23 protein-coding genes are annotated in these 22,251 nt (G+C 71.7%); 14 read left to right on the forward strand and 9 right to left on the reverse strand.

Annotation, left to right across the window (positions count from 1 at the left end):
- Nucleotides 1-6: 6 nt before the first annotated feature.
- A complete protein-coding gene (locus ACWCQK_RS19775; RefSeq protein WP_451156511.1) occupies nt 7-546 on the forward strand; it encodes an arginine repressor in 540 nt (179 codons plus the stop codon).
- Between the two features lie 521 nt (nt 547-1,067).
- Here ACWCQK_RS19775 and ACWCQK_RS19780 read toward each other — a convergent pair.
- The 6 genes from ACWCQK_RS19780 to ACWCQK_RS19805 form a co-directional block, all read right to left on the reverse strand.
- Nucleotides 1,068-1,859: an FAD:protein FMN transferase gene (locus tag ACWCQK_RS19780; protein ID WP_451156513.1), complete on the reverse strand. Its 792-nt coding sequence runs from the start codon at nt 1,857-1,859 to the stop codon at nt 1,068-1,070.
- A 4-nt stretch (nt 1,860-1,863) separates the two neighbouring features.
- On the reverse strand, nt 1,864-2,664 hold the full coding sequence (locus ACWCQK_RS19785) for an FMN-binding protein (protein WP_451156515.1): 801 nt from the start codon (nt 2,662-2,664) through the stop codon (nt 1,864-1,866).
- Nucleotides 2,665-2,683: 19 nt separating this feature from the next.
- Nucleotides 2,684-4,066: a ferredoxin reductase family protein gene (locus ACWCQK_RS19790; protein ID WP_451156517.1), complete on the reverse strand. Its 1,383-nt coding sequence runs from the start codon at nt 4,064-4,066 to the stop codon at nt 2,684-2,686.
- 108 nt (nt 4,067-4,174) lie between these two features.
- A complete protein-coding gene (locus tag ACWCQK_RS19795; RefSeq protein WP_451156519.1) occupies nt 4,175-4,867 on the reverse strand; it encodes a L,D-transpeptidase family protein in 693 nt (230 codons plus the stop codon).
- 2 nt (nt 4,868-4,869) lie between these two features.
- Nucleotides 4,870-5,457 carry a pyridoxamine 5'-phosphate oxidase family protein gene (locus tag ACWCQK_RS19800; RefSeq protein ID WP_451156521.1) on the reverse strand — a complete coding sequence of 196 codons (588 nt, stop codon included), beginning with the start codon at nt 5,455-5,457 and terminating at the stop codon, nt 4,870-4,872.
- Between the two features lie 194 nt (nt 5,458-5,651).
- Nucleotides 5,652-6,518 carry a hypothetical protein gene (locus ACWCQK_RS19805; RefSeq protein ID WP_451156523.1) on the reverse strand — a complete coding sequence of 289 codons (867 nt, stop codon included), beginning with the start codon at nt 6,516-6,518 and terminating at the stop codon, nt 5,652-5,654.
- A gap of 315 nt (nt 6,519-6,833) precedes the next feature.
- On the opposite strand from ACWCQK_RS19805, the gene argH reads away from it, so the two are divergent.
- The 4 genes from argH to ACWCQK_RS19825 all read left to right on the forward strand — a co-directional run bounded on the left by argH (nt 6,834) and on the right by ACWCQK_RS19825 (nt 11,651).
- Entirely contained in the window at nt 6,834-8,261 is a 1,428-nt protein-coding gene (argH, locus tag ACWCQK_RS19810; RefSeq protein WP_451156525.1) for an argininosuccinate lyase, read from the forward strand.
- Nucleotides 8,262-8,476: 215 nt separating this feature from the next.
- Nucleotides 8,477-9,448 carry an aldo/keto reductase gene (locus tag ACWCQK_RS19815; protein ID WP_451156527.1) on the forward strand — a complete coding sequence of 324 codons (972 nt, stop codon included), beginning with the start codon at nt 8,477-8,479 and terminating at the stop codon, nt 9,446-9,448.
- 116 nt (nt 9,449-9,564) lie between these two features.
- Nucleotides 9,565-10,131, forward strand: a complete 567-nt coding sequence (locus tag ACWCQK_RS19820) for a TetR/AcrR family transcriptional regulator (RefSeq protein ID WP_451156529.1) — start codon at nt 9,565-9,567, stop codon at nt 10,129-10,131.
- Nucleotides 10,128-11,651, forward strand: coding sequence for an MFS transporter (locus ACWCQK_RS19825; RefSeq protein WP_451156531.1), 1,524 nt, complete (start codon nt 10,128-10,130; stop codon nt 11,649-11,651). The genes ACWCQK_RS19820 and ACWCQK_RS19825 overlap by 4 nt, the downstream gene beginning before the upstream one ends.
- Before the next feature lie 132 nt (nt 11,652-11,783).
- Here the strand turns inward: ACWCQK_RS19825 and ACWCQK_RS19830 are convergent, their stop codons facing one another.
- Nucleotides 11,784-12,491 (reverse strand): lysophospholipid acyltransferase family protein, encoded by a 708-nt coding sequence (locus ACWCQK_RS19830; protein ID WP_451156533.1) that lies wholly within the window; start codon nt 12,489-12,491, stop codon nt 11,784-11,786.
- Between the two features lie 361 nt (nt 12,492-12,852).
- On the opposite strand from ACWCQK_RS19830, the gene ACWCQK_RS19835 reads away from it, so the two are divergent.
- The 3 genes from ACWCQK_RS19835 (at nt 12,853) to ACWCQK_RS19845 (ending at nt 15,151) form a co-directional block, all read left to right on the forward strand.
- Nucleotides 12,853-14,034 carry a glycerophosphodiester phosphodiesterase gene (locus tag ACWCQK_RS19835; protein WP_451156535.1) on the forward strand — a complete coding sequence of 394 codons (1,182 nt, stop codon included), beginning with the start codon at nt 12,853-12,855 and terminating at the stop codon, nt 14,032-14,034.
- A 67-nt stretch (nt 14,035-14,101) separates the two neighbouring features.
- Nucleotides 14,102-14,608: an RNA polymerase sigma factor gene (locus ACWCQK_RS19840; protein WP_451156537.1), complete on the forward strand. Its 507-nt coding sequence runs from the start codon at nt 14,102-14,104 to the stop codon at nt 14,606-14,608.
- Between the two features lie 45 nt (nt 14,609-14,653).
- Nucleotides 14,654-15,151, forward strand: coding sequence for a GNAT family N-acetyltransferase (locus ACWCQK_RS19845; RefSeq protein ID WP_451156539.1), 498 nt, complete (start codon nt 14,654-14,656; stop codon nt 15,149-15,151).
- Nucleotides 15,152-15,203: 52 nt separating this feature from the next.
- On the opposite strand, the gene ACWCQK_RS19850 is transcribed toward ACWCQK_RS19845, so the two are convergent.
- Both ACWCQK_RS19850 and ACWCQK_RS19855 read right to left on the reverse strand, forming a co-directional pair.
- Complete coding sequence (locus ACWCQK_RS19850) at nt 15,204-15,617, reverse strand: hypothetical protein (RefSeq protein WP_451156541.1); 414 nt, start codon at nt 15,615-15,617, stop codon at nt 15,204-15,206.
- 1 nt (nt 15,618) lies between these two features.
- Nucleotides 15,619-15,978, reverse strand: a complete 360-nt coding sequence (locus ACWCQK_RS19855) for a hypothetical protein (protein WP_451156543.1) — start codon at nt 15,976-15,978, stop codon at nt 15,619-15,621.
- A gap of 211 nt (nt 15,979-16,189) precedes the next feature.
- On the opposite strand from ACWCQK_RS19855, the gene ACWCQK_RS19860 reads away from it, so the two are divergent.
- The 6 genes from ACWCQK_RS19860 to cbiE all read left to right on the forward strand — a co-directional run bounded on the left by ACWCQK_RS19860 (nt 16,190) and on the right by cbiE (nt 22,009).
- Complete coding sequence (locus tag ACWCQK_RS19860; protein WP_451156545.1) at nt 16,190-16,840, forward strand: HAD family hydrolase; 651 nt, start codon at nt 16,190-16,192, stop codon at nt 16,838-16,840.
- A 365-nt stretch (nt 16,841-17,205) separates the two neighbouring features.
- Complete coding sequence (locus ACWCQK_RS19865; RefSeq protein ID WP_451156547.1) at nt 17,206-18,249, forward strand: methionine ABC transporter ATP-binding protein; 1,044 nt, start codon at nt 17,206-17,208, stop codon at nt 18,247-18,249.
- Nucleotides 18,246-18,971: a methionine ABC transporter permease gene (locus ACWCQK_RS19870; protein ID WP_451156549.1), complete on the forward strand. Its 726-nt coding sequence runs from the start codon at nt 18,246-18,248 to the stop codon at nt 18,969-18,971. Before ACWCQK_RS19865 ends, ACWCQK_RS19870 begins: the two co-directional genes overlap by 4 nt.
- Nucleotides 18,972-19,085: 114 nt before the next feature.
- Complete coding sequence (locus ACWCQK_RS19875; RefSeq protein ID WP_451156551.1) at nt 19,086-19,928, forward strand: MetQ/NlpA family ABC transporter substrate-binding protein; 843 nt, start codon at nt 19,086-19,088, stop codon at nt 19,926-19,928.
- 127 nt (nt 19,929-20,055) lie between these two features.
- On the forward strand, nt 20,056-20,703 hold the full coding sequence (locus tag ACWCQK_RS19880) for a GNAT family N-acetyltransferase (protein WP_451156553.1): 648 nt from the start codon (nt 20,056-20,058) through the stop codon (nt 20,701-20,703).
- Nucleotides 20,704-20,788: 85 nt separating this feature from the next.
- The gene (cbiE, locus tag ACWCQK_RS19885; protein WP_451156555.1) at nt 20,789-22,009 is read left to right on the forward strand and encodes a precorrin-6y C5,15-methyltransferase (decarboxylating) subunit CbiE; all 1,221 of its coding nucleotides are present in this window, start codon (nt 20,789-20,791) and stop codon (nt 22,007-22,009) included.
- Nucleotides 22,010-22,251: the final 242 nt, after the last annotated feature.

Genomic DNA, 22,251 nt, shown 5'->3' on the forward strand with positions numbered 1-22,251 from the left:
ACGACGATGAGTCAGGCGCAGGACCACGAGCAGACCGGGGGACCCGCCCTGCCGCAGACGCGCACCGCCCGTCACCGGCGGATCGTGGACATCCTCAACCGGCAGCCGGTCCGTTCCCAGAGCCAGTTGGCGAAGCTCCTCGGCGACGACGGACTGACCGTCACCCAGGCGACGCTCTCCCGGGACCTCGACGAGCTGAACGCGGTGAAGATCCGCAACACGGACGGCGACCTCATCTACGCGGTCCCCAGCGAGGGCGGCTTCCGCACTCCCCGGGCCCCGCTGGGGGAGTCGGCGAAGGAGGAGCGGATGCGGCGCCTCTCGCAGGAGCTGCTGATCTCCGCGGAGGCCTCCGCCAACCTCGTGGTCCTGCGCACCCCTCCGGGGGCGGCGCAGTTCCTGGCCTCGGCGATCGACCAGGCCGAGCTGCACGACATCCTGGGCACGATCGCGGGCGACGACACGCTGATGCTGATCAGCCGGAACCCGACCGGCGGCCAGGCCCTGGCGGACCACCTGCTCCGCCTGGCCCAGAACGGCCACTGAGACACCTGGCGGCGCCCCGGAGTTCCGCTCCGCGGGCGCCGCGCGCGTTGGGGATGACGGGTGTCGCGTGCGCGGGCGGATCGGGTGATTGCCCCCGCTGAGGGGGCGTCAGGTTTCCTGGTGCTGTGAGGGATTGAGGGTGCTTGCCGTGCGGGCCGGGGTGGCTGCCGCTGCCTCGTCCTGCGGGGACGTCGGGCGCTTGGCGCCGAGGAAGGAGCAACTGCCCCGCCCCGCCGTGCGAGTGCCACCGGGGGAACCCGCCGTCCCGGGGGTCGTCCGGGGAGATCGGACGGGTGTCGTCGGGGGAGATCGGACGGGCGTGAGGAGCCGGGCCGGTCCCCGGTCGGCCGGGTCCCTGGCTTCGGCGGCGGGCCGGAGGGTGTGTATCCCGCTGAGGCCGGTCGCGGCCCGGTACGGCGTACTCGCGCTCGCGTGGGTCGGAGCTGCCCAGCCGGGCCCCGAGTCCCTCGGTGCACCGGCCCGTGACGGCCGCCGTGTACTTGCGCTCGCGTACGTGGGGCTCAGCCCAGCCGGGCCCCGAGCCCTCCGGTGCACCGGACCTCGTCGCCCGCCGTGATGAGTAGTGCCTCCACGTCCGGCAGGCCCTCCAGCCAGCCCAGCGCCTCCCGCGAACCCATCGCGAAGGCTGCCGTGGCCCAGCAGTCCGACCAGGTCAGCGACGGGCCGACCACGGTCACGGCCACCAGGTCGGTGACCGCCGAGCGCCCCGTACGCGGATCCACGATGTGCGCGCCCCGCTCGGCGGTGCCGGACGTCGCCACCGCCAGCCGGTCCGTCCCGGCCGCCGAGATCACCGCGGCCAGCCCGCCGGGCCGCAGCGGATCGGCCACGCCCACGCGCCAGGGCCGTTGCGTCCCCGGCGCACCGCACAGCTGCACGTCCCCGCCGCCGTTCACGCTCACGCCGGTCACCCCGGGTACGGCCGCCAGCAGTCCGGCGGCCCGTTCGGCGGCCCAGCCCTTGACGATCCCGGTCGGGTCGAGCCGCCCCTGGTACGACATGCTGAACCAGCCGTCGCTCACCCGTTCCGCCTCGGCGCCCAGTTCGAGCACCTCGGCCACCTCGGGGGCGCACTCCTCGACGGACAGCTCACCACGGGCCAGCCGGGAGACCTGGCTGTCGTCGCGGTAGGTGCTGAACACCTCGTCGGCCCGGTGCAGTGCGGCGACGGCCTCGTCGAGCGCGCCTCGTACGGCACCGGGTTCCCCGCCCCGGACGTCGAAGGAGAAGACGGTCCCCATGACCTCCTCCGCGTGACGGACCGGGGCGGGCGCCTCAGCGGACTCGGTCACCGACTCAGCCACCGGCCTGGTCCAGCGCCGACTGGAGGGACTGCTTGTAGCCGGTGCTGGTGTAGGTCGCCCCGGACACCGCGTCGATGTCCGAGCTGCCGGCCGCGACGGCCTCCTGGTTGAGCTTGGGCACGGACAGTTCGGTCTTCTGGGTGCTGGTGCCACCGCTGGGCGCCTGGAGCGCCTCCGCCTTGATGATTTTGCCGCCGCTGACCGTGATGCGGACCTGGACCGGACCGTACTGGGTCTGGGCCACGCGTCCGGTGACGATACGGGCCTGCGCGGCCGGAGCGGACGCGCCCCCGCCGCCGGTGGACGAGCCGCCGCCCCCGGCGGACGAGCCGCCGGCGGTCTTGGCCTTGTCCAGCGCGGACTGGAGGGACTGCTTGTAGCCGGTGCTGGTGTACGTGGCCCCGGAGACCGCGTCGATCTCGGCGCTCTGGGCGGCGACGGCCTCCTGGTTGAGCTTGGGCACGGCCAGTTCGGTCTTCTGGGTGCTGGTGCCACCGCTGGGCGCCTGGACGGCCTCGGCCTTGGTGATCCTGCCGCCGCTCATGGTGAGCCGCACCTGGACGGGGCCGTACTGGGTCTGGACCACGTTTCCGGTAACCGAGCCCGCTCCGGCGGCCTCGGCGCCGCCCTGGGCGGACTCCTGCGCGGCGGCCGTCTGCTGGGGGGCCGCGCCGCCGGCCGCCTGCGCGGCGCCCGGGTCGGACGCCGGCTTCAGCGACAGCAGCAGCACGATTCCGGACACGGTGGCGGCGGTGGCGAGCACGACACGCCGAAGGGGGTGGCTCTTCTTCATCGCTCCTGACTCCCGTCGCTCACATCTCGAACGACTCGTGATGGATGCGGCGGGCGGGGACCCCCGCGCCGCGCAGTGCCTCGTACACCTGCTGGGCGAAGCCGGGCGGCCCGCACATGAAGACGTCGTGGCGGTCGATGTCACCGATCTTCCGGCGCAGGCTCTCCGCCGAGATGTCGGGACGCTCCCCGTCGGGGCTGTTGACCGCGTACATCAGCCGCGCCCCCCGCTCACCGGCGATCTTCGACAGTTCGTCCCACAGCGCCAGATCCTGGGTGCTGTTGGCCCGGTAGAGCAGGGTGATGTCGCCGGCCGCGCCGGGCAGCGTCTCGAACAGCGCCCGCATCGGGGTGATGCCGACACCGCCCGCGACCAGCAGCACCTTGCCGCGGCTGCGCCGGGACGCGGTCAGCGCGCCGTACGGCCCCTCGGCCCACACCCGGGTGCCGGGGGTGAGCTCGCGCAGTCCGGCACTGTGGTCCCCGATCGCCTTGACGGTGATCCGGAGCATGTCCGGGCGGGGTGCCGCCGACAGCGAGTACGGGTGCGAGCTGAACCGCATGCCCGGTGCGAGGAACCGCCAGCGGAAGAACTGCCCGGCCTCCGCACCCATCCGGTGCAGCTTCTTCCCGCCGATCAGCACCGACACGATGCCCGGCGTCTCCTCGATGACCGCCTCGACCCGCATCCGGTGCCGCAGGTTCAGCCGGATCGGCGTGATGATCCGGTACCAGAGCACCAGCGCGGTGACCGAGCCGTACAGCACGTACCACGCGGTCTTCGCGACCGGCTCGACGGCGAAGTCGTTGCCGGTGCTGATCTGGTGCCAGAACGTCAGGAACACCGCCGCGTACGTCATCAGATGGATGTGGTACCAGGTGTCGTACGGCATCAGCTTGCGGATCCCGCCGACCGACACCAGCCCGATGAGGACCAGCAGACCGGTGCCGATGGCGGCCTTGCCCATGTCCGGCAGCTGGTTGACCGAGTCGATCGTCTGCTGGACGATGTCGCCGAGCGACTTGCCGGCCTGGAGCGCGTAGCCCCACATCGTGAGGAAGACGTGCGCGATGACCAGACTCAGCGTGTAGCGCCCGCTCATCGCGTGCCAGCGGGCCACCCGGTCGGAGCCCACCCGGCGCTCCAGCGCGGGGACGCGGGCCATCTGCAGGACGACGAGCGCCATCAGGTACCCGGCGAGCAGACCGGTGATCCGGCCCGCGTTGAGGATCCTGCTGCTGTTGTCGGCGATCGACGGTGTGTTGTGCCACCACAGCCACAGCACGCCCACCGCGCCCGCCCACACGGCGAGCAGCAGGGGGACGGCGGGGGAGCGGCGCGGACGGATGCGGCGCATCGTCTGGCGTCGGGCGGCACGGCCGCCCGCGAGCGTGGTGGTCACGGTTCCTCCGTGGGGACTTGACCCTTGGCCCACAGATACGTGCCGCGACCGCCGAGTGTTCAGCCTGCTGGAGAGTCGGATGCGAAGCCGAGTGACCGAAGGGGAGCGTCAGTACCGCGTGATCGCCGTCGGCCCGTCGTCGGTGCCGATCGCGATGTGCGGATGCCGCGCGGGGTCGGCCCAGCGCACCAGCGCGCGCATCGCGTCAGCCGGCACCGAGACGCAGCCGGCGGTCGCCCCGGCCCCGTTGACGTGCAGGAAGATTCCGGCGCCGCGTCCCCGTACGGGTGCGTGGTAGTTGAAGCCGATGACGAACGCGTACGCGTACTGCGTCCGGTACGAGATCAGGTGCTCGGACTCGACGGCCCGGCAGTCGGACGGGCGGGGCTCGGTCCAGCGGTTGTAGGACAGGGAGTCGTTGTCCTGGCACCACCAGGAGTCCTCCCGCACCGGCCGGTACTCGACCGTGGTGCCGTCCGGCGCCTTCTCGACGCCGAACGCGAACGGCAGGTCGTACAGCCCGGTCGGCGTCGTGTTCGTGCCCTGCTTCCGGGCGGCGCCGTCGACGAGTCCCTTCGCGCCGAACCTGGCCGGCGCGGAACCGGTCGCCACCCACTGCCCGTCGCGAAGGTCCCACCAGGTGAGCGTGCCGGACGTCGAGCCGGTGCCGGGCGCCTGAGCGGTGATCAGCTGGGTGCCGCCCCCGGTGTCCGCGGGCAGCGGCTGCCGGGCACCGGGCGTGGTGGCGCCCAGCACCAGAAGGGACAGGGAGACGAGACCGGCGACGGCACCAGAGCGCATGCTCAGACGCTAGACGGCGGCAGCGGCAACGGCAGCCCGGGTAGGCCATCCAGGCTGGTCGCCACGTGGTCCTTCCGCTGGAAGTAGTCGCTCAGCGAGTCGTCGTCCTCGCGGGCGAAGCGCCTGGCGTGCAGATCGCGGTCCTCGTCGTACGTCATGAAGGGCACCGCGTACCCACAGCTGTCGCGCACGAGTTCGGCCCGCACCACGATGATCGCGCGCAGGCCGTGCAGGGTCGGGTCGATGTCCGGGAAGCGGGCGAGGAGTTCCTTGAAGCGGGGATCGTCACGGAGGACCGGCTCCCCGCGGCCGTGGACGCGCACGATGTTCGGCGGCCCCTGGAAGGCGCACCACATCAGGGTGATCCGGCCGTTCTCGCGCAGGTGCGCGATGGTCTCGGCGTTGGATCCGGCGAAGTCGAGGTAGGCGACGGAGTGTTCGTCGAGGACGACGAACGAGCCCCGGAGGCCCTTGGGGGAGAGGTTGACCGTGCCGTCGCCGGACAGTGGAGCGGTCGCGGTGAAGAAGAGGGGCTGCTCCTCGATGAACGTACGGAGCCTGCCGTCGATGCGCTCGTAAGTCTTTCCCATGTCTAACGATTATCGTCGAACACCCTGGCGCCCGTCTCCAGGAACCGCCGGATCCGGCACGCTGGTCGTGGCCGACCCGACCCGCGTTCGTCGTGTCACGGCTCGTCGCGGCCGTCCCGCCCCGCTCGTGGCCGTCGCTTGCCGTGGCCGCCCCGGCCGGCGCTGAATCGGGGCGGCCACAGCTGCCTGTCACCTCACTGTTCGAGGGTGCAGGCGGCCAGCGCGTCCAGTCCCTGGGGCTTGGCGGCGGTGCGGCCGATGGAGAGGGCGATCCGGTCGATGGTCGAGACGCGCTTGTCCTTGAGCGGGCCGAGGATGGCGTTCTGGACGAAGTTGGGTCCGCCCTGGCCGACGGTGTCGACGAGTCGCTTGTTCGCTTCGTCGATCTGGGTCTGGAGCAGGGTGAGGTTGCGGGCGACCTCGGCCTGGGCGGTGGCGGGGATCGCGGGCAGCTGCGAGGCGACGTCCGGGCAGGCGATCGTCCCGGCGGCGCCGGCGTTCCCCGTGTCCCCGGTCTCGTCCGTGCCGCCGGTGCCGCTCGCGTCGCCCGTGTTCCCACCGGGCTGTTCGGTCTGCGTCGCGCCCGGGGCGGCCGGCGCCGTGTTCGTCACGCCGCCCGCGCCGAGCGCGCACGGCGCGAGCGCGTCCAGCCCCGTGGGCTTGGCCGCCGTCCGTCCGATCGCCGTCGCGATGCGGTTGACCGTGGCGATCCGCTTGTCCTCGAGCGGGCCGAGGATGGCGTTCTGGACGAAGTTGGGTCCGCCCTGGCCGACGGTGTCGACGAGTCGCTTGTTCGCTTCGTCGATCTGGGTCTGGAGCAGGGTGAGGTTGCGGGCGACCTCGGCCTGTGCGGTGGCGGGGATCGCGGGCAGCCGCGAGGCGACGTCCGGACAGGTGATGGTGCCGGGGGCCGCCAGGGTCCGGGCGTTCGCGCTGTCGTTCCCGGACGACTCTCCGGCCAAGGCGGAACCGGCGATGACCGCGCCGGACAGCACCACGGCGGCGGCACCGCCGATGAACGCGACGCGGCGCTTGCTGTACTTCGGAAGAGCCCTGGACATGGGAATGCCTCACTCGGGTCGGGGGGTGGCTGTCGTTCCTCGGTCGACGCGGCGCCTGCGTCGGACAGGAATACGGGAAAGCGATTTCTCGTGTTCAAGCGATCGCGGAAATCTCCGCGCGGCCCCGCGGGCGGTCCACCCGGACGCCGTACCTTCCCTCCCTCCCTTCCGCCCGCCCGCCGGGAGCGCGCCACCCAGCCACGACCCTCCGCTTCGATTGACGAATCATGCAGAGTTCTGCATACTCATGCATAGAGCGGGCGCGGCCGGCCTGACGCGGACCTCGCACATCACCACCTTCGAGGAGCAAACCGAGTGAGCAGCAACAGCGGTGACGTACGGCTCTGGGGCGGCCGTTTCGCCGACGGACCCGCCGAGGCCCTGGCGAAGCTGTCCGCGTCCGTCCACTTCGACTGGCGCCTCGCGCCCTACGACATCGCGGGTTCACGTGCCCACGCGCGTGTGCTGCACAAGGCGGCGCTGCTCACGGACGACGAGCTGACCCGGATGCTGGCCGGCCTCGACCTCCTGGAGTCGGCCGTGGCGGACGGCTCCTTCGTCGGCACGGTCGCCGACGAGGACGTGCACACCGCCCTGGAGCGGGGTCTGCTGGAGCGCCTCGGTCCCGACCTCGGCGGCAAGCTGCGCGCGGGCCGGTCCCGCAACGACCAGGTCGCCACCCTCTTCCGGATGTACCTGCGCGACCACGCCCGGATCATCGGCGGCCTGATCGCCGACCTCCAGGACGCGCTGGTCGGCCTGGCGGAGGCTCACCCGGACGTGGCGATGCCCGGCCGCACCCACCTCCAGCACGCCCAGCCGGTGCTCTTCGCGCACCATGTGCTCGCCCATGTCCAGTCGCTGTCCCGGGACGCCGAACGCCTGCGCCAGTGGGACGAGCGGACGGCCGTGTCGCCGTACGGCGCGGGCGCGCTCGCGGGCAGCAGCCTCGGCCTGGATCCGGAGTCGGTGGCCGCGGACCTCGGCTTCGAGCGCGGCAGTGCCGGCAACTCCATCGACGGCACGGCCTCGCGTGACTTCGCCGCCGAGTTCGCGTTCGTCACCGCGATGATCGGGGTCAACCTCTCCCGGATCGCGGAGGAGATCATCATCTGGAACACGAAGGAGTTCTCCTTCGTGACCCTGCACGACGCGTTCTCCACGGGTTCGTCGATCATGCCGCAGAAGAAGAACCCCGACATCGCCGAGCTGGCGCGCGGCAAGTCGGGACGCCTGATCGGCAACCTGACCGGCCTCATGGCCACGCTCAAGGCCCTCCCGCTCGCGTACAACCGAGACCTCCAGGAGGACAAGGAGCCGGTCTTCGACTCCTGCGACCAGCTGGAGGTCCTGCTCCCGGCCTTCACCGGCATGATGGCCACCCTCACGGTGCACCGCGAGCGCATGGAGGAGCTGGCCCCGGCCGGCTTCTCCCTCGCGACCGACATCGCCGAATGGCTGGTCAAGCAGGGCGTGCCGTTCCGTGTGGCGCACGAGGTCGCCGGTGAGTGCGTGAAGGTCGCCGAGGCCGACGGCAAGGAACTCGACGGCCTCACGGACGAGCAGTTCGCGAAGATCTCCCCTCACCTCACCCCCGAGGTCCGCTCGGTCCTCAATGTCCCCGGCGCCCTCGCGTCGCGCGACGGCCGGGGCGGTACGGCTCCGGAGGCGGTCGCCGTACAGCTCGCCGAGGTGAAGGCGGACCTGGCGGTTCAGCACACGTGGGCCGACGCCCGCCGCTGAGCGGCCTCGCGGCCTCCTCCCGAAAGTCCGTGCCCGGCGCCACCCCGACAACTCGGGGTGGCGCCGGTGCGGTTGGCGGGGGCGGGGGCGGGGGCGGTGGCGGAGTGGAGTGGAGTGGGTGGCCGTGCGCCCGGCGCCGCGCCACCGGCCGCCACCGGGTGGGCGCGGGTTACGTTGGTCGTGAGCCGCAAGGAGCCACCGGAACGGAGCACGCGATGCCCTTCGCCCGCCTGAGCGCAGCGACGACTCCCACCGCCCACCTCGGTCTCGGCCTCGCCGCCGTCGGCCGTCCCGGTTACATCAACCTCGGCCGGGAACGCGACCTGCCACCGGACCGCAGCGTCGACGCGCTGCGCGAGCGCACCCATGAACTCCTCGACGCCGCCTACGCCCAGGGCGTCCGCTACTTCGACGTCGCCCGCTCCTACGGCCGTTCCGAGGAGTTCCTCGCCGACTGGCTGAACGCGCGTCCCGACCTCGACGGCGTCGTGGTCGGCAGCAAGTGGGGCTACACCTACACCGCGGGCTGGTCCACCGACGCCGAACGGCACGAGGTCAAGGACCACGGCGTGCGGACGTACGAGCGGCAGCACGCCGAGACCGCCGCCCTGCTCGGCGACCGGCTCGACCTCTATCAGATCCACTCGGTGACCCCGGACAGTCCCGCCCTCACCGACAAGGAGCTCCACGCCCGGCTCGCCGAGACCGCCGCGCAGGGCGTCACCATCGGCTTCTCCACCAGCGGCCCGGCCCAGGCCGACACCATCCGGGCCGCGCTCGCCGTGACGGTCGACGGCGAGCCCCTCTTCCGTACCGTCCAGTCGACGTACAACGTCCTCGAGACCTCGGCCGGACCCGCCCTCGCCGAGGCGCACGACGCGGGACTCGCCGTGATCGTCAAGGAGGGCATGGCCAACGGGCGGCTCGCGGGGCCGTACGCGCCGCAGGCGCTGCGCGAGGTGGCGGAGCGGACCTCCCTCGGCTGTGACGCCGTCGCCCTCGCCCTGGTCCTGCGCGAGCCCTGGGCCGGGGTGGTCCTCTCCGGCGCGGCGACCGCCGACCAGCTCGCCTCCAACCTGCACGCGGCCGTCGTCGACCTCGACGAGGACCAGCTCGCCCGGCTGGCCGCGCTCGTGGAGGAGCCGCACGCGTACTGGGAGCGGCGCGGGCAGCTGCCCTGGCACTGACGAGACACCCCCGCGCGGCCGGGCGTGCTCGTCCCCGCCGTGCCGCGCCCTGGCGGCCGTGAGGCACACATGCTCACGATGAGACAGAAGTGTCTCATCTGGCCTATCATTGTCTCATGGCTGTCGACCGTGACCACGTGCTGCGCAGCGCAGCCGCCCTGCTGACCCGTAAATCCACCGCGACCATGGACGAGGTCGCCAAGGCCGCCGGCATCAGCCGGGCCACGCTGCACCGCCAGTTCGCCGGGCGGGACGCGCTCGTCCGGGCGCTGGAGTCGCTCGGCATCGCCGAGTGCGAGGCCGCGCTGGACGCCGCCCGCCTGGACGAGGGCCCGGCCCGGGACGCCGTACACCGGCTGGTGCGCGAAATCGAACCCGCCGCCGGACTGCTCGCCTTCCTCTACACCGAGAACCAGTTGTTCGAGGGCGAGGAGCAGAACGCGGGCTGGACCCGGATCGACGACCGCATCGCGGCCCTGTTCCGCGAGGGCCAGGCGACCGGCGAGTTCCGTATCGACCTCACCCCGGCCTGGCTCACGGAGGCGCTGTACGGCCTGCTGGCCTCGGCCGCCTGGGCGGTCTCGGAAGGCCGGGTCGCCGCCAAGGACTTCACGCACATGACCGTCGAGCTGCTCCTGGGCGGCGCACTGCGACGGGACGAACCACGGAGAGAGGAATCATGACCAGCACCCTGCGGCCGGCGGCCACCACGGAGGCGGCACCGCGCCCGGGCCGATGGCTCGCGCTGTGCGTCCTCGTGCTCGCCGTGCTGCTGGTGGCCGTGGACGCGACCGTCCTCGGCCTCGCGACCCCCTACATCAGTGAGGACCTGGAGCCCACCGGCACCCAGCTCCTGTGGATCGGCGACGTCTACTCCTTCGTCATCGCCGGCCTGCTCGTCTCCATGGGCAGCCTCGGCGACCGCGTCGGCCGCAAGCGGATCCTGCTCGGCGGGGCCACGGCGTTCGGCGCGATATCCGTCCTGAACGCCTACGCGACCACGCCGGAGACGATGATCCTGGCCCGGGCGCTGCTCGGCGTCGCCGGTGCCACCCTGATGCCGGCCACGCTGGCCCTGATCCGCAATCTCTTCCACGACCCGCGCGAGCGCAGCCTGGCCATCGGCGTCTGGGGCGCCGCCGCCTCGGCGGGCACGGCGATCGGGCCGATCACCGGCGGTTTCCTGCTCGAACACTTCTGGTGGGGTTCCGTCTTTCTGATCAACCTGCCCGTGATGGTCGTCCTCGTCCTCGTCGGCATCAGGCTGCTGCCGGAGTCCCGCAACCCGAACCCCGGTCCCTGGGACCTCATCAGCGTGGTGCTGTCCCTGCTCGGCATGATCGGTGTCGTGTACGCGGTCAAGGAGGCCGCCACCCACGGACTCACCTGGGAGACATGCGCCGCGGGCCTGCTGGGCGCGTCCGCCCTGTACGGGTTCGTCCGACGTCAGCTCACCATGCCGACCCCGCTGCTCGACATGCGGCTGTTCCGCAGCCGGGGTTTCAGCGGCGCCGTCCTGGCCGACCTGCTGACCGTGCTGGGCCTCTCCGGCCTGGTGTTCTTCCTCTCCCAGTACCTGCAACTCGTCCAGGGCAGAGGCCCGTTCGAGGCGGGCCTGGCCGAGCTGCCGGCCGCGATCGGCGCGGTGGCGGCCGGACTGGTCGCGGGCCGCGCGGCCCGGCGCTTCTCGGTACGGGCCGTGGTCTCGGGCGGTCTGGCCGCCGTGGGTCTCGCGCTGGCCGCGCTCACCGTGCTGGACCGGTCGACCGGCTACCCGCTGCTCGGCACCGCCCTGCTCGTCGTCGGTGTCGGCGCCGGCTTCTCCTTCACCGTCACCGCCGACGTGATCCTCTCCAGCGTGCCCAAGGAACAGGCGGGCGCCGCGTCCGCGGTCTCCGAGACGGCCTACGAACTCGGTGCGGCCCTCGGCATCGCCGTACTCGGCTCCATCATGACGGGCGTCTACCGCGACTTCACGGGCCCGGCGGGCACCCCGGCCGCGGCCCACGAGTCCCTCGGCGGCGCGGTCGAGGCGGCGGCACACCTGCCCCCGGACACCGCCGAGCACCTTCTGAGCGCGGCCCGTGAGGCCTTCGTGCACGGCCTGAGCCTGGCGGCGGGCGCGGGCGCGGTGGTCCTGCTCGCGACGGCGGCAGCGGCCTGGTTCCTGCTGCGCGGCCAACGGTTGGACAGCGGCCACTGAGGGGCGCGGGGGCACCGACACGCGCCCCCGGTCAGGCGGGCGCGGGGCCGCGCTCGGGAGATGCGGGGCGGCGCGGACAGCTGTGGGGCCGCGCCCGGCAGGTGCCGGGCGGGCGCGGACCGCTGCGGAGTGCTACGCGGCCTTCGCCTTGGTCGCGTACATGTCCACGTACTCCTGCCCGGACAGCAGCATGACCTCGGTCATCACGGAGTCCGTCACGGCCCGCAGCACATAGCGGTCCCGGTCCATCCCCTCGTAGCGGGAGAACTCCATCGGCTCCCCGAACCGGACCGTGACCCGGCTCGGCCGGGGCATCCCGGACCCGCCCGGCTGGATCTTGTCCGTGCCGATCATGGCGAACGGGACGACGGGCGCCCCGGTCATCAGCGTCAGCCGCGCGATACCGGTACGCCCGCGGTAGAGGCGGCCGTCGGGTGAGCGCGTGCCCTCGGGGTAGATGCCGAAGACCCGGCCCTCGTCCAGGATCCGACGGCCGGTCATCAGCGCCGCGACCCCGCCCTTGCCGCCGTCCCGGTCGACCGGGACCATGCCGACGCCGGTGAAGAACCACGCCATCAGCCGGCCCTTGAGGCCCTTGCCGGTGACGTACTCGTCCTTGCCGATGAAGCAGACCTGACGGTCGCAGACGAGCGGCAGGATCATCGAGTCGATGAACGTGACGTGGTTGCCGGCCAGGATCACCGGGCCCTCACCGGGAATGTGCTCCACACCCTCCACCCGAGGGCGGAACATCAGGCGCATGACCGGTCCGAGCACTGCCTTGATGAGCGTGAAGCGGGACAACGGACCCTCCGGGTTCGAGAGACGGCCGAGCGACATGTGTGTCTCTGGGCAGGTGAGGACGATACTCGCGGCGCCAGGGTCGGCGCACATCGGGTTCACCGAGGTCTTACGCACTGTTGATGTACGTTTACCTGCGGTGCAGCTCCGCCACCCCCGCGTAACGTGACCGCGACGCTGTGAGCCATGTGGCGGACATCGCACCACCCGACCGCCGGATCGCCCGGGCGGACACTGTTCGCGTACCCCCGCCGTCCGAGCCGAATCCGACACCCCGTCACGGCCCGCCGACGACACGCCATCCGGTGTCATCCGCCTGTTCGGCACGGAGCCTCCCTTCGGTCACATCCACGCCCCTACGATCGGCGCGCACGGACGAGCCGACGGTAGGAGGACGCTCATGGGCACGCAGGGTTCACAGGAGCCGCAGGGGCCGAACGAGGAAACGACCGGGACCGGACGCCGGGCGCTGCTCGGCGCGGCGGTCCTCGGTGCGAGCGCGGCGGTCCTGGGCACCGCCGGCACGGCGAGAGCCGACGCGCGGCACGGGGGACGCGGCCTGCGGAGCCTGCCCGTACCGACCGTCATCGGCCACCGCGGCGCCAGCGGCTACCGCCCCGAGCACACCTTCGGCTCCTACCAGCTGGCCCTCGACCTGGGTGCCGACGTCGTCGAGGCCGGTGACCTGGTCCCGACCAAGGACGGTCACCTCGTCTGCCGGCACGAGCCGGAGATAGGCGGCACCACGGACGTCGCCGACCACCGGGAGTTCGCCGACCGCAAGACCACCAAGGTCCTCGACGGCGTCTCCACCACCGGCTGGTTCACCGAGGACTTCACGCTCGCCGAGCTGAAGACGCTGCGGGCCGTCGAGCGCATCCCGGCCAACCGTCCGCACAACACCCTCTACAACGGCCGCTGGGAGATCCCCACCTTCGAAGAGGTGCTCCGCTGGCAGGACGAGCAGACCCGCAAGCGCGGCAAGCAGGTCTGGATCTACCCGGAGACCAAGCACCCCACGTACTTCCGCAAGCTCGGTCTCGGCCTGGAGGAGCGGGTCGCCAAGCTGCTGCGCAAGTACAACAAGGACAAGTGGAACTCGCCGGTCATCCTCCAGTCCTTCGAGCCGACCAGCATCCAGCGCCTGAACCGGCTCGTCGACAACCCGCTCGTCGTGCTGCTGTCCACCGCGGCCAGCCGCCCCTGGGACTTCGTCGAGACGGGCGACCCGCGCACGGTCGCCGACCTCATCAGCCCCGCGGGGCTCCGGGAGATCGCCGGCTACGCGCAGGGCATCGGACCGACCCTGGACCTGGTCGTCCCGCGCGACGCGAGCGGCAACCTCGGCACGCCGACCACCCTGGTCAGGGACGCGCACGCGGTGGGTCTGATCCTGCACCCGTACACCATGCGCAACGAGAACCCCTTCCTGCCCGCGAACTTCCGCAAGGGCACCGACGCCGACGGCTACGGCGACGCCTTCGGCGCCTTCAAGGCCTACTTCGCCACCGGGATCGACGGTGTCTTCACCGACAACGCGGACACCGGCGTGCTGGCCCGCGCGGACTTCGTCAACGGCTGATTCCCCGTTGGAGTGACAACCGGCCGCCCGGGCAACCCGATGCCCGGGCGGCCGCGTCGTGCCGCACATGAAGCACGACATGCTCACCACCCTGCGCCCGCTGCTCGCCGCCGAGGCATCCGCCGAGGCGCACGCCTCGGGAACCGAGGCGGGTGATCTGGAACAGGCGGTCTGGCTCCGCCTCCTGGAGCGCCTCGCGGTCGACGCGCCGCCGCCCGACCCCCAGGGCTGGCTGCGCAGGGCCGTCCGCTCCGAGGCGCGCCGCACGCGCCGCCGGGCCCGCCATGAACGGCCCTACGCCACCGAGCCCGTCGCCGACGACAGCCGCGGCCCCGAGCAACTCGCCCTCAGCGCCGCCCGCCACCGCGCCCTGCGCGACGCGGTGCGCCGGCTGCCCGGCCGCTGCCCCCGTCTGCTGGAGGCGCTGCTGGCGCCGGAGGACCTCACCTACCGGGAGATCGCGGGGGAGTTGGGTATCTCACAGGGCAGTCTCGGACCGGAACGCTCCAAATGTCTCGGATGTCTACGGCGTTTGCTCGCGCCGGAGGTTGCGGCCCGCGGAGCACGGGGATAGGAGTGAGGGACAACAGGCGATCAGGTGAGCGGGAGGCGTGCGCACATGGGCATGAGCGTGACCATCTCGGTGGCGACCGAGCAGGACGTGGAGCAGATCTTCAGGCTGCAGTACCTGTGCTTCCAGAGCGAGGCGGCGCTGTACGGCAACTACCGCATCGACCCGCTGGTGCAGAGCCTCGACTCGGTCCGCGGGGAGGTCGACGCCGACTGCGTCTTCGTCGCACGCCTCGGCGAGGAGGTCGTCGGCACGGTGCGCGGCCGGATCACCGAGGACGGCGCGGCCTCCATCGGCAAGCTCTGCGTCCACCCCCGCCTCCAGGGTCACGGCATCGGCGCCCGCCTGCTGCGCGCGGCCGAGGCGGCGCTCGCCGAGGAGCGCGGCGCCAAGACCTTCCGCCTGTTCGCCGGCCACCGCAGCGAGGGCAGCCTGCGCCTGTACCGCCGGGTCGGCTACGAGACGGTGGGCACGTCGAAGGGTGACGACGGCGTACCGATGATCGTCCTGGAGAAGCCGGCCGGAGCCTACGCGACGACCGCGTAGCGCCGACCCGGCTCGACCCGGGTGTCGCCGTCGCCCGTCCCGGGTGCGCGCCTCAGTCGCGGGTGCGCGCCCCGCGGAGCCAGTACAGCGCCGACACGGGCAGCAGTACGGGGATGAAGACGTACCCCATGCCGTACTTCGACCACACCGTCGCGTCCGGGAACGCCGAGGGGTCGACCAGGGTCCAGGTACCGACGATCAGGACGCCCGCGAGCTCGGCGGCGCAGCACACCAGCGCCGCCCTGCGGGCCCGGTCCCCGCCGCGCACCAGCGAGTACGTGATGAATCCGTAGACCACGCCCGCCACCGCCGACAGCGTGTACGCCAGTGGCGCCCGGTCGAACTCGGTGGCGATCTGGTAGACGGACCGCGACACCGCGCCGACGACCATCACGCCGTACAGCCAGACCAGCAGAATGCCCGGCCCGCCGATGAGCCGTGCCGGCTTCTCGTTCACCGCGGTCATCTCAGCCTCCCCAGATGTCAAAGAGCCGCACTTCGAGGACGGCGAGGACGACACCGCCGGCCGCGACCGTCGCCGATCCCCACCGGGTCCGCTCGGCCAGCGACATGAAGCCCGCGGCCGGGACGCACGCGAACGCGCCCACCAGGTACGCCACGAAGATCGTCGTGCCCTGCTCCGCCTGCTCGCCCCGCGCCAACTGCACGATCCCGACCACCAGCTGGACCACGGCCAGCACCGAGACCACGGCCATCCCGATGAAGTGCCAGTCCTTCGTCGGCTGGTCACGATAGGCCGCCCAGCCGCACCAGGCGGCGAGGAGCAGCGCGGCGACACCGATCACCGGCGTCAGGGCATCAAGCATGCGGCGACCCTATTACGCCCCAAAAGCCCCGCCGCGTGCGCCCCCGCCCCTGGGCCCCACCCACGCCGAAGCCGACCGCACCGCGGGGAGGTCGGCGAGCGGTCCGCCGGGACGGTGGTGGCCGACCCCGGCGGGGCCGAGCAGCCGGTTCGGTGAGGGGGGCGTGGGCGGGCCCACAGGGCGGGTGTGGTGGCGCCGTAGGGTCTTGACCATGACGTTCCACGCACAAGCCCTCCTGTTCGACAACGACGGCACCCTCGTCTCCTCCCTCGCCTCCGTGCGGCGCTGCTGGACCCGGTGGGCCCGGGAGTACGGCATCACCGCCGAGGACTTCGCCGGGGTCCCGCTGCACGGCCGGCCGGCCGTGGAGATAGCCGCCGACCTGCTGCCCGCCGAGATCGTGCCGGAGGCCGTCGCGCGGATCGAGCTGCTGGAGGTGGAGGACGTACCGAACGGGGGCGTGCAACTGCTGCCCGGGACCAAGGACTTCCTCGACGCGCTGCCCGCCGACCGGTGGGCCGTCGTCACCTCCGCCACCCTGCGCCTCGCCCAGGCCCGGCTCGACGCCGTCGGCATCCTGCCGAAGACGCTGATCGCCGCCGACGACATCACGCGCGGCAAGCCCGACCCCGAGCCCTACCTGCTCGCCGCCCACCGCCTGGGCGTCGACCCGGCCCACTGCGTCGTCTTCGAGGACGCCCCCGCCGGGCTGGAGGCGGGGCGCGCCGCCGGCATGACGACCGTGGCCTTGGCCACAACCCACCAGGCCCACGAGCTCGACGCCGACCTGGTGGTGAGGGACCTGTCGGCCTTGTCGGCACTGGTCACCGAGGCCGGAGTGGAGATCTCCGTCCGCCGCTGACCCCCGTCCGCCGCTGTCCGGCATGTGGACAGCGGCGGAGGGTCAGGACCATACGTCTGGTTTACTGATCGCATGACCACGACGAGCAGCCGCACCCTTGCGACCGAGGCGACCATGACGCCCGGTGCTCGTTGTATGTGTCGAATGTGCGCCTTCTAGAGGGCCCCCGCACCACCCGGTCTCGCGCCCCGAAGCGAGACGCCGTGGCCTGTCCGCACGATGTAGGTCGTGCGTGACGGACGCCGCCCGCGCACATGTTCTCCCCGGTTCCATCGCCACCGCGAGAACCATGCCGCGTCCCTGAACGAACGCACCCGTGCCCGGGCACACCCACGCCCGCGCACTCGACAGTGACGGAATCTCCAGTGATCACCACCACGGGCCTGACCAAGGTCTACCGCTCCCGCGGCCGTGAGGTCACCGCCCTCGACGGCGTCGATCTGCACGTGCGCGAGGGAGAGGTGTACGGCGTCATCGGCCAGTCCGGCGCCGGCAAGTCCTCGCTCATCCGCTGCGTCAACCTCCTCGAACGCCCCACCGCGGGCACGGTCACCGTGGCGGGCCAGGACCTCACGGCCCTGGCCGGACGCGGACCCCGCGCCGGCAAGGAGCTCCGCCGGGCGCGCAGCCGGATCGGCATGGTCTTCCAGCACTTCAACCTGGTGTCCTCCCGGACCGTTCAGGACAACGTCGAGCTGCCGCTCGAAATCCTCGGGAAGTCGGGGAAGGAACGTTCCCGCAAGGCGCTGGAACTCCTCGACCTCGTCGGCCTCGCCGACAAGGCCAAGGCCTACCCGTCCCAGCTCTCCGGCGGCCAGAAGCAGCGCGTCGGCATCGCCCGCGCCCTGGCCGGCGACCCGAAGGTGCTGCTCTCCGACGAGGCCACCAGCGCCCTCGACCCGGAGACCACCCGGTCGATCCTCCAGCTGCTGCGCGACCTGAACCGGCAGCTGGGCCTGACCGTCCTGCTCATCACGCACGAGATGGACGTCGTGAAGTCGGTCTGCGACTCGGCGGCCCTGATGGAGAACGGCCGCATCGTCGAGTCCGGCACGGTCAGCGACCTGCTCGCCACCCCGGGCTCCGAACTGGCCGCCGCCCTGTTCCCCGTCGGCGGCGAGGCCACCGGCGCAGGCCGGACCGTCGTCGACGTCACCTTCCAGGGCGAGAGCGCCACCCAGCCGGTCATCTCCCAGCTCTCGCGTACCTACAACATCGACATATCGATCCTCGGCGCCGCCATCGACACCGTCGGCGGCCTCCAGGTCGGCCGGATGCGCATCGAACTGCCCGGCGGCTACGAGGACAACGTCGTGCCCATCGGCTTCCTGCGCGAGCAGGGGCTTCAGATCGACGTGGTCGACAACCGGGCGCAGACGCCCGCGCTGGTCGAGGAAGGTGCGAAGTGAGCTGGTCCCAGATGCAGCCCCTGCTGTCCCAGGCGTGTTGGGACACGCTCTACATGGTCGGCTGGTCCACCCTCATCGCCGTCGTCGGCGGCCTTCCGCTCGGCGTCCTGCTCGTCCTCACCGACCGGGGCGGACTCCTCCAGAACGTCCTGGCCAACAGAGTCATCGGGCAGGTCGTGAACGTCGCCCGCTCGATGCCCTTCATCATCCTCATGGTCGCGCTGATGAACTTCACCCGCTCGATCACGGGCACGACCATCGGCCGCGAGGCCGCCATCGTGCCGCTCGCCATCGGCGCGATCCCCTTCTTCGCCCGGCTGGTCGAGACGGCTGTCCGCGAAGTGGACGGCGGCCTCGTCGAGGCCGTGCAGGCGATGGGCGGCAACACCTGGACGGTCGTGCGCAAGGTCCTCGTACCGGAGTCGCTGCCCTCCCTCATCTCCAGCACCACCACCACGGTCGTCGCCCTCATCGGCTACTCCGCGATGGCCGGCACGGTCGGCGCCGGCGGCCTCGGCGACATCGCCATCCGCTACGGCTACCAGCGCTTCGAGACCCAGCTGATGTGGATCACCGTGGCGATCCTCGCCGTGGTCATCTCGCTCATCCAGTTCGCCGGCGACTACGCGGCCCGCTCGCTGCACCGCCGCGGCGGCGAGAGCGGCCCCGCGCCGAGGCTGCGGCTGCTGAAGGCCGCGACGGCGACCGGCAAGACCGTCTGACCCGCGCCGCACCTCTCGCGGCGCACCGCACCACCAGCACCACCGAGCACCATCCAGCACCACAGAGCACCACTTCGCACCACCCAGCACCACCCCTCAGGAAAGGCACTTTTCGTGCGTAACACCGCCAAGATCACCACCGCCGTCCTCGCCGCCGGAGCCCTCACCCTCGGACTCTCCGCCTGCGGCTCGGACAAGGACTCCGCCTCGTCATCCTCCGGCGCCGACTACAGCGGACCGCTGGTCGTCGCCGCGAGCCCGACGCCGCACGCCCAGATCCTCGACTTCGTCAAGGACAACCTGGCGAAGAAGGCCGGCCTCGACCTGGAGGTCAAGGAGTTCACCGACTACGTCACCCCGAACACGGCGACGGAGGACGGCTCCGTGGGGGCGAACTACTTCCAGAACCAGCCGTACCTCGACGACTTCAACAAGAAGAACGGCACCCACATCGTGCCCGTCGTCACGGTCCACCTGGAGCCGCTCGGCCTCTACTCCCACAAGTTCAAGAGCGCCGACGCCCTGAAGGACGGCGCGACCGTCGCCGTCCCGAACGACACCGTCAACGAGGCCCGGGCCCTCAAGCTGCTCGCGGCCAACGGGCTCATCACGCTCAAGGACGGCGTCGGCACCGAGGCGACCCCCGCCGACATCACCAAGAACCCCAAGCACCTCGAGTTCAAGGAGCTGGAGGCGGCCCAGACGCCCCGCTCCCTGGACGACGTGGACGCGGCGGTCATCAACGGCAACTACGCCATCGAGGCCGATCTGAAGCCCGCGAAGGACGCCCTGGTCCTCGAGGCCGCCACGAACAACCCCTACGGCAACTTCCTCGCCGTGAAGAAGGGCAACGAGAAGGACCCGCGCGTGCTCAAGCTCGCCAAGCTCCTCACCTCGCCCGAGGTCAAGAAGTTCATCCAGGACAAGTACGACGGCTCCGTCATCGCCTCGTTCTAGTACGGCTCACCGCACCACGGGGTCCACGTCCCGACGGGAGTGGACCCCGTGGTGCGGTCCGGTGCTTTCATGCTGCATGCTGGGCAGTTCAGCAGCACCTGACGACTCGACGGCTACGGAGCGGCGCATGACGAGCACCTTCCCCAACATCTCCATCAGCACGGAGCGGTTGGTGCTGCGTCCCCTCGACGAGGACGATGTCGAGGCCCTGGCCGAGATGATGAACGACGAGCAGATCGCGGCCTGGACGAGCGTGCCCCAGCCCTTCACCCAGGACGGCGCCCACGCCTGGGTCAGCACCTACGCGCCCACCGAGCGCGTCGCGGGACGCGGCCTCGACCTCGCCGTCACCGAGTTCCTCACCCAGCGCCTGGTCGGCATCATCCAGCTCGGCAAGACCAACTGGCAGGTCCGGTCCACCGAACTGTCGTACATCGTCGCCTCCTGGGCACGCGGCGAGGGCTACGCCTCCGAGGCGGCCCTCGCCACCGCCCAGTGGCTCTTCACGGACCAGAAGTTCGAGCGCATCGAACTGCGCACGGCGGCCGACAACACGGCCTCGCAGCAGGTCGCCCAGAAGATCGGCTGCATCAGCGAGGGCGTCCTGCGCAACGCCTGCATAGCGCGTACCCGCACCGAGGACGGCCGCTGGATCGACATGCGCACCGACTTCATCGTCTGGAGCCTGCTGCCGGAGGACCTGGAGGGCGCGGGGGAGCAGCTCTCCGACAGCGGCAGCTTCACGTCGTCCACCGCCTACACCGACTGGAACTGAACCCGCACCCGGCCACCAGGTACCCTCACGGAGCCCTTGCGGGCTGTCCCCCTGACGACCTGCGCGAGACCCCTGGAGTTTGAGGATGGCCGACCGGGTCACGGTGATCGGCTGGGACGGCTCGCCGCTGACCGCCACGGCACGCGCGGCCCTGGGCGCGGCCACGCTGGTCGCGGGTGCGGCCCACCACCTGGCACTGCCCGAGATCCCGCCCTCCGCCGAACGCATCCGGCTGGGCAGTGTCGAACTCGCCGCCCGTCGCATCGCCGGGCACCGCGGTACCGCGGTCGTGCTCGCCGACGGTGACCCCGGCTTCTTCGGCGTCGTACGGATGCTGCGCGCGCCCGACTTCGGCCTGGAGGTCGAGGTCGTCCCCGCCGTCTCCTCGGTGGCCACCGCGTTCGCCCGGGCCGGGATGCCCTGGGACGACGCCCAGGTGGTCGTCGCACACCGCCGTACGCTGCGCCGCGCGGTGAACGTGTGCCGGGCCCACACCAAGGTCGCGGTGCTGACCTCACCCGGCGCCGGGCCCGCGGAACTCGGCCTGCTCCTGGAGGGCGTCCACCGCACCTTCGTGATCTGCGAGGAACTCGGCACCGACCGTGAACAGGTCTCCGTCGTCACCTCCGACAAGGCCGCCGACCACACCTGGCGCGACCCGAACGTCGTCATCGTCATCGGCGGTCCGGCCGGCCGGGGCGCCGCGGGCGAGGGCGGCGGCTGGATCGCCGGCCGCGACCCGGCCGCCGCCCCACGGGGCTGGACACTGCCCCCCGAGGCCTACGACGGGCCGCTCGGCGAGGGCGAGACGGATCTGCTCCGCGCCGCCCAACTCGCCCGGCTCGGCCCCCGGGTCGGCGACCTCGTGTGGGACATCGGCAGCGGCAGCGGCGCCTTCGCCACCGAGGCGGCCCTGGCCGGCGCCGCCGTCATCGCCGTCGACCGCGACCCTCGGGCCTGCGCCCGCACGGACGCCGCCGGACGCCGGCACGGGGTCCAGCTCCAGGTCGTCCACGGCACCGCCCCGCACGCCCTGGAGCGGCTGCCCGAACCCGACGTGGTCCGCGTCGCCGGCGGGGGCGCCGCCGTGGTCTCCGCGGTCGCCGACCGCCGCCCGCGCCGCATCGTCGCGCACGCGGCCAACCGGGACGCGGCCGAGGTCATCGGCCGGGACCTCACGGAGCACGGCTACGACGTCGAGTGCGCCCTCCTCCAGTCGGTCGAACTGGACACCCGGGCCTGGACGGAGACCGAGCGGAGCGTCGCGTTCCTGCTCAGCGGTGTGCTGCCGGATCGCGCCCCGTGATCCTGTTGTCGTACTGCGCGCGGTAGGCTGGCCGATCGTTGTACCGCTCCCGGTGATCCGGAACTTCGTTCATCAATGTCCGGAAAACCCGCCCGTTTTGGGGTGAGTGTGGTACGGCGGAACCGGAGGACGCGCAACGTGGCGCAGTCCACAGCGAGCTGTCGCGGATCAACCTGTCGTGACGGCGGAACGGCCGGGACAATGCCACCTAATGGCTTTGTCGCCTTTTACGGTCGGCTCGT

The sequence above is a fragment of the Streptomyces sp. NPDC002306 genome (assembly GCF_053593435.1).

Bases quoted from the DNA above. Each gene is read 5' to 3' on its own strand.
- ACWCQK_RS19840 (WP_451156537.1), top strand. From the start codon at position 14,102: ATGAAGCACGACATGCTCACCACCCTGCGCCCGCTGCTCGCCGCCGAG.
- ACWCQK_RS19835 (WP_451156535.1), top strand. From the start codon at position 12,853: ATGGGCACGCAGGGTTCACAGGAGCCGCAGGGGCCGAACGAGGAAACG.
- ACWCQK_RS19805 (WP_451156523.1), bottom strand. From the start codon at position 6,518: ATGTCCAGGGCTCTTCCGAAGTACAGCAAGCGCCGCGTCGCGTTCATC.
- ACWCQK_RS19830 (WP_451156533.1), bottom strand. From the start codon at position 12,491: ATGTCGCTCGGCCGTCTCTCGAACCCGGAGGGTCCGTTGTCCCGCTTC.
- ACWCQK_RS19775 (WP_451156511.1), top strand. From the start codon at position 7: ATGAGTCAGGCGCAGGACCACGAGCAGACCGGGGGACCCGCCCTGCCG.
- ACWCQK_RS19795 (WP_451156519.1), bottom strand. From the start codon at position 4,867: ATGCGCTCTGGTGCCGTCGCCGGTCTCGTCTCCCTGTCCCTTCTGGTG.
- ACWCQK_RS19825 (WP_451156531.1), top strand. From the start codon at position 10,128: ATGACCAGCACCCTGCGGCCGGCGGCCACCACGGAGGCGGCACCGCGC.
- ACWCQK_RS19855 (WP_451156543.1), bottom strand. From the start codon at position 15,978: ATGCTTGATGCCCTGACGCCGGTGATCGGTGTCGCCGCGCTGCTCCTC.
- ACWCQK_RS19850 (WP_451156541.1), bottom strand. From the start codon at position 15,617: ATGACCGCGGTGAACGAGAAGCCGGCACGGCTCATCGGCGGGCCGGGC.
- ACWCQK_RS19815 (WP_451156527.1), top strand. From the start codon at position 8,477: ATGCCCTTCGCCCGCCTGAGCGCAGCGACGACTCCCACCGCCCACCTC.
- ACWCQK_RS19880 (WP_451156553.1), top strand. From the start codon at position 20,056: ATGACGAGCACCTTCCCCAACATCTCCATCAGCACGGAGCGGTTGGTG.
- ACWCQK_RS19820 (WP_451156529.1), top strand. From the start codon at position 9,565: ATGGCTGTCGACCGTGACCACGTGCTGCGCAGCGCAGCCGCCCTGCTG.
- ACWCQK_RS19785 (WP_451156515.1), bottom strand. From the start codon at position 2,664: ATGAAGAAGAGCCACCCCCTTCGGCGTGTCGTGCTCGCCACCGCCGCC.
- cbiE (WP_451156555.1), top strand. From the start codon at position 20,789: ATGGCCGACCGGGTCACGGTGATCGGCTGGGACGGCTCGCCGCTGACC.
- ACWCQK_RS19860 (WP_451156545.1), top strand. From the start codon at position 16,190: ATGACGTTCCACGCACAAGCCCTCCTGTTCGACAACGACGGCACCCTC.
- ACWCQK_RS19800 (WP_451156521.1), bottom strand. From the start codon at position 5,457: ATGGGAAAGACTTACGAGCGCATCGACGGCAGGCTCCGTACGTTCATC.
- ACWCQK_RS19845 (WP_451156539.1), top strand. From the start codon at position 14,654: ATGGGCATGAGCGTGACCATCTCGGTGGCGACCGAGCAGGACGTGGAG.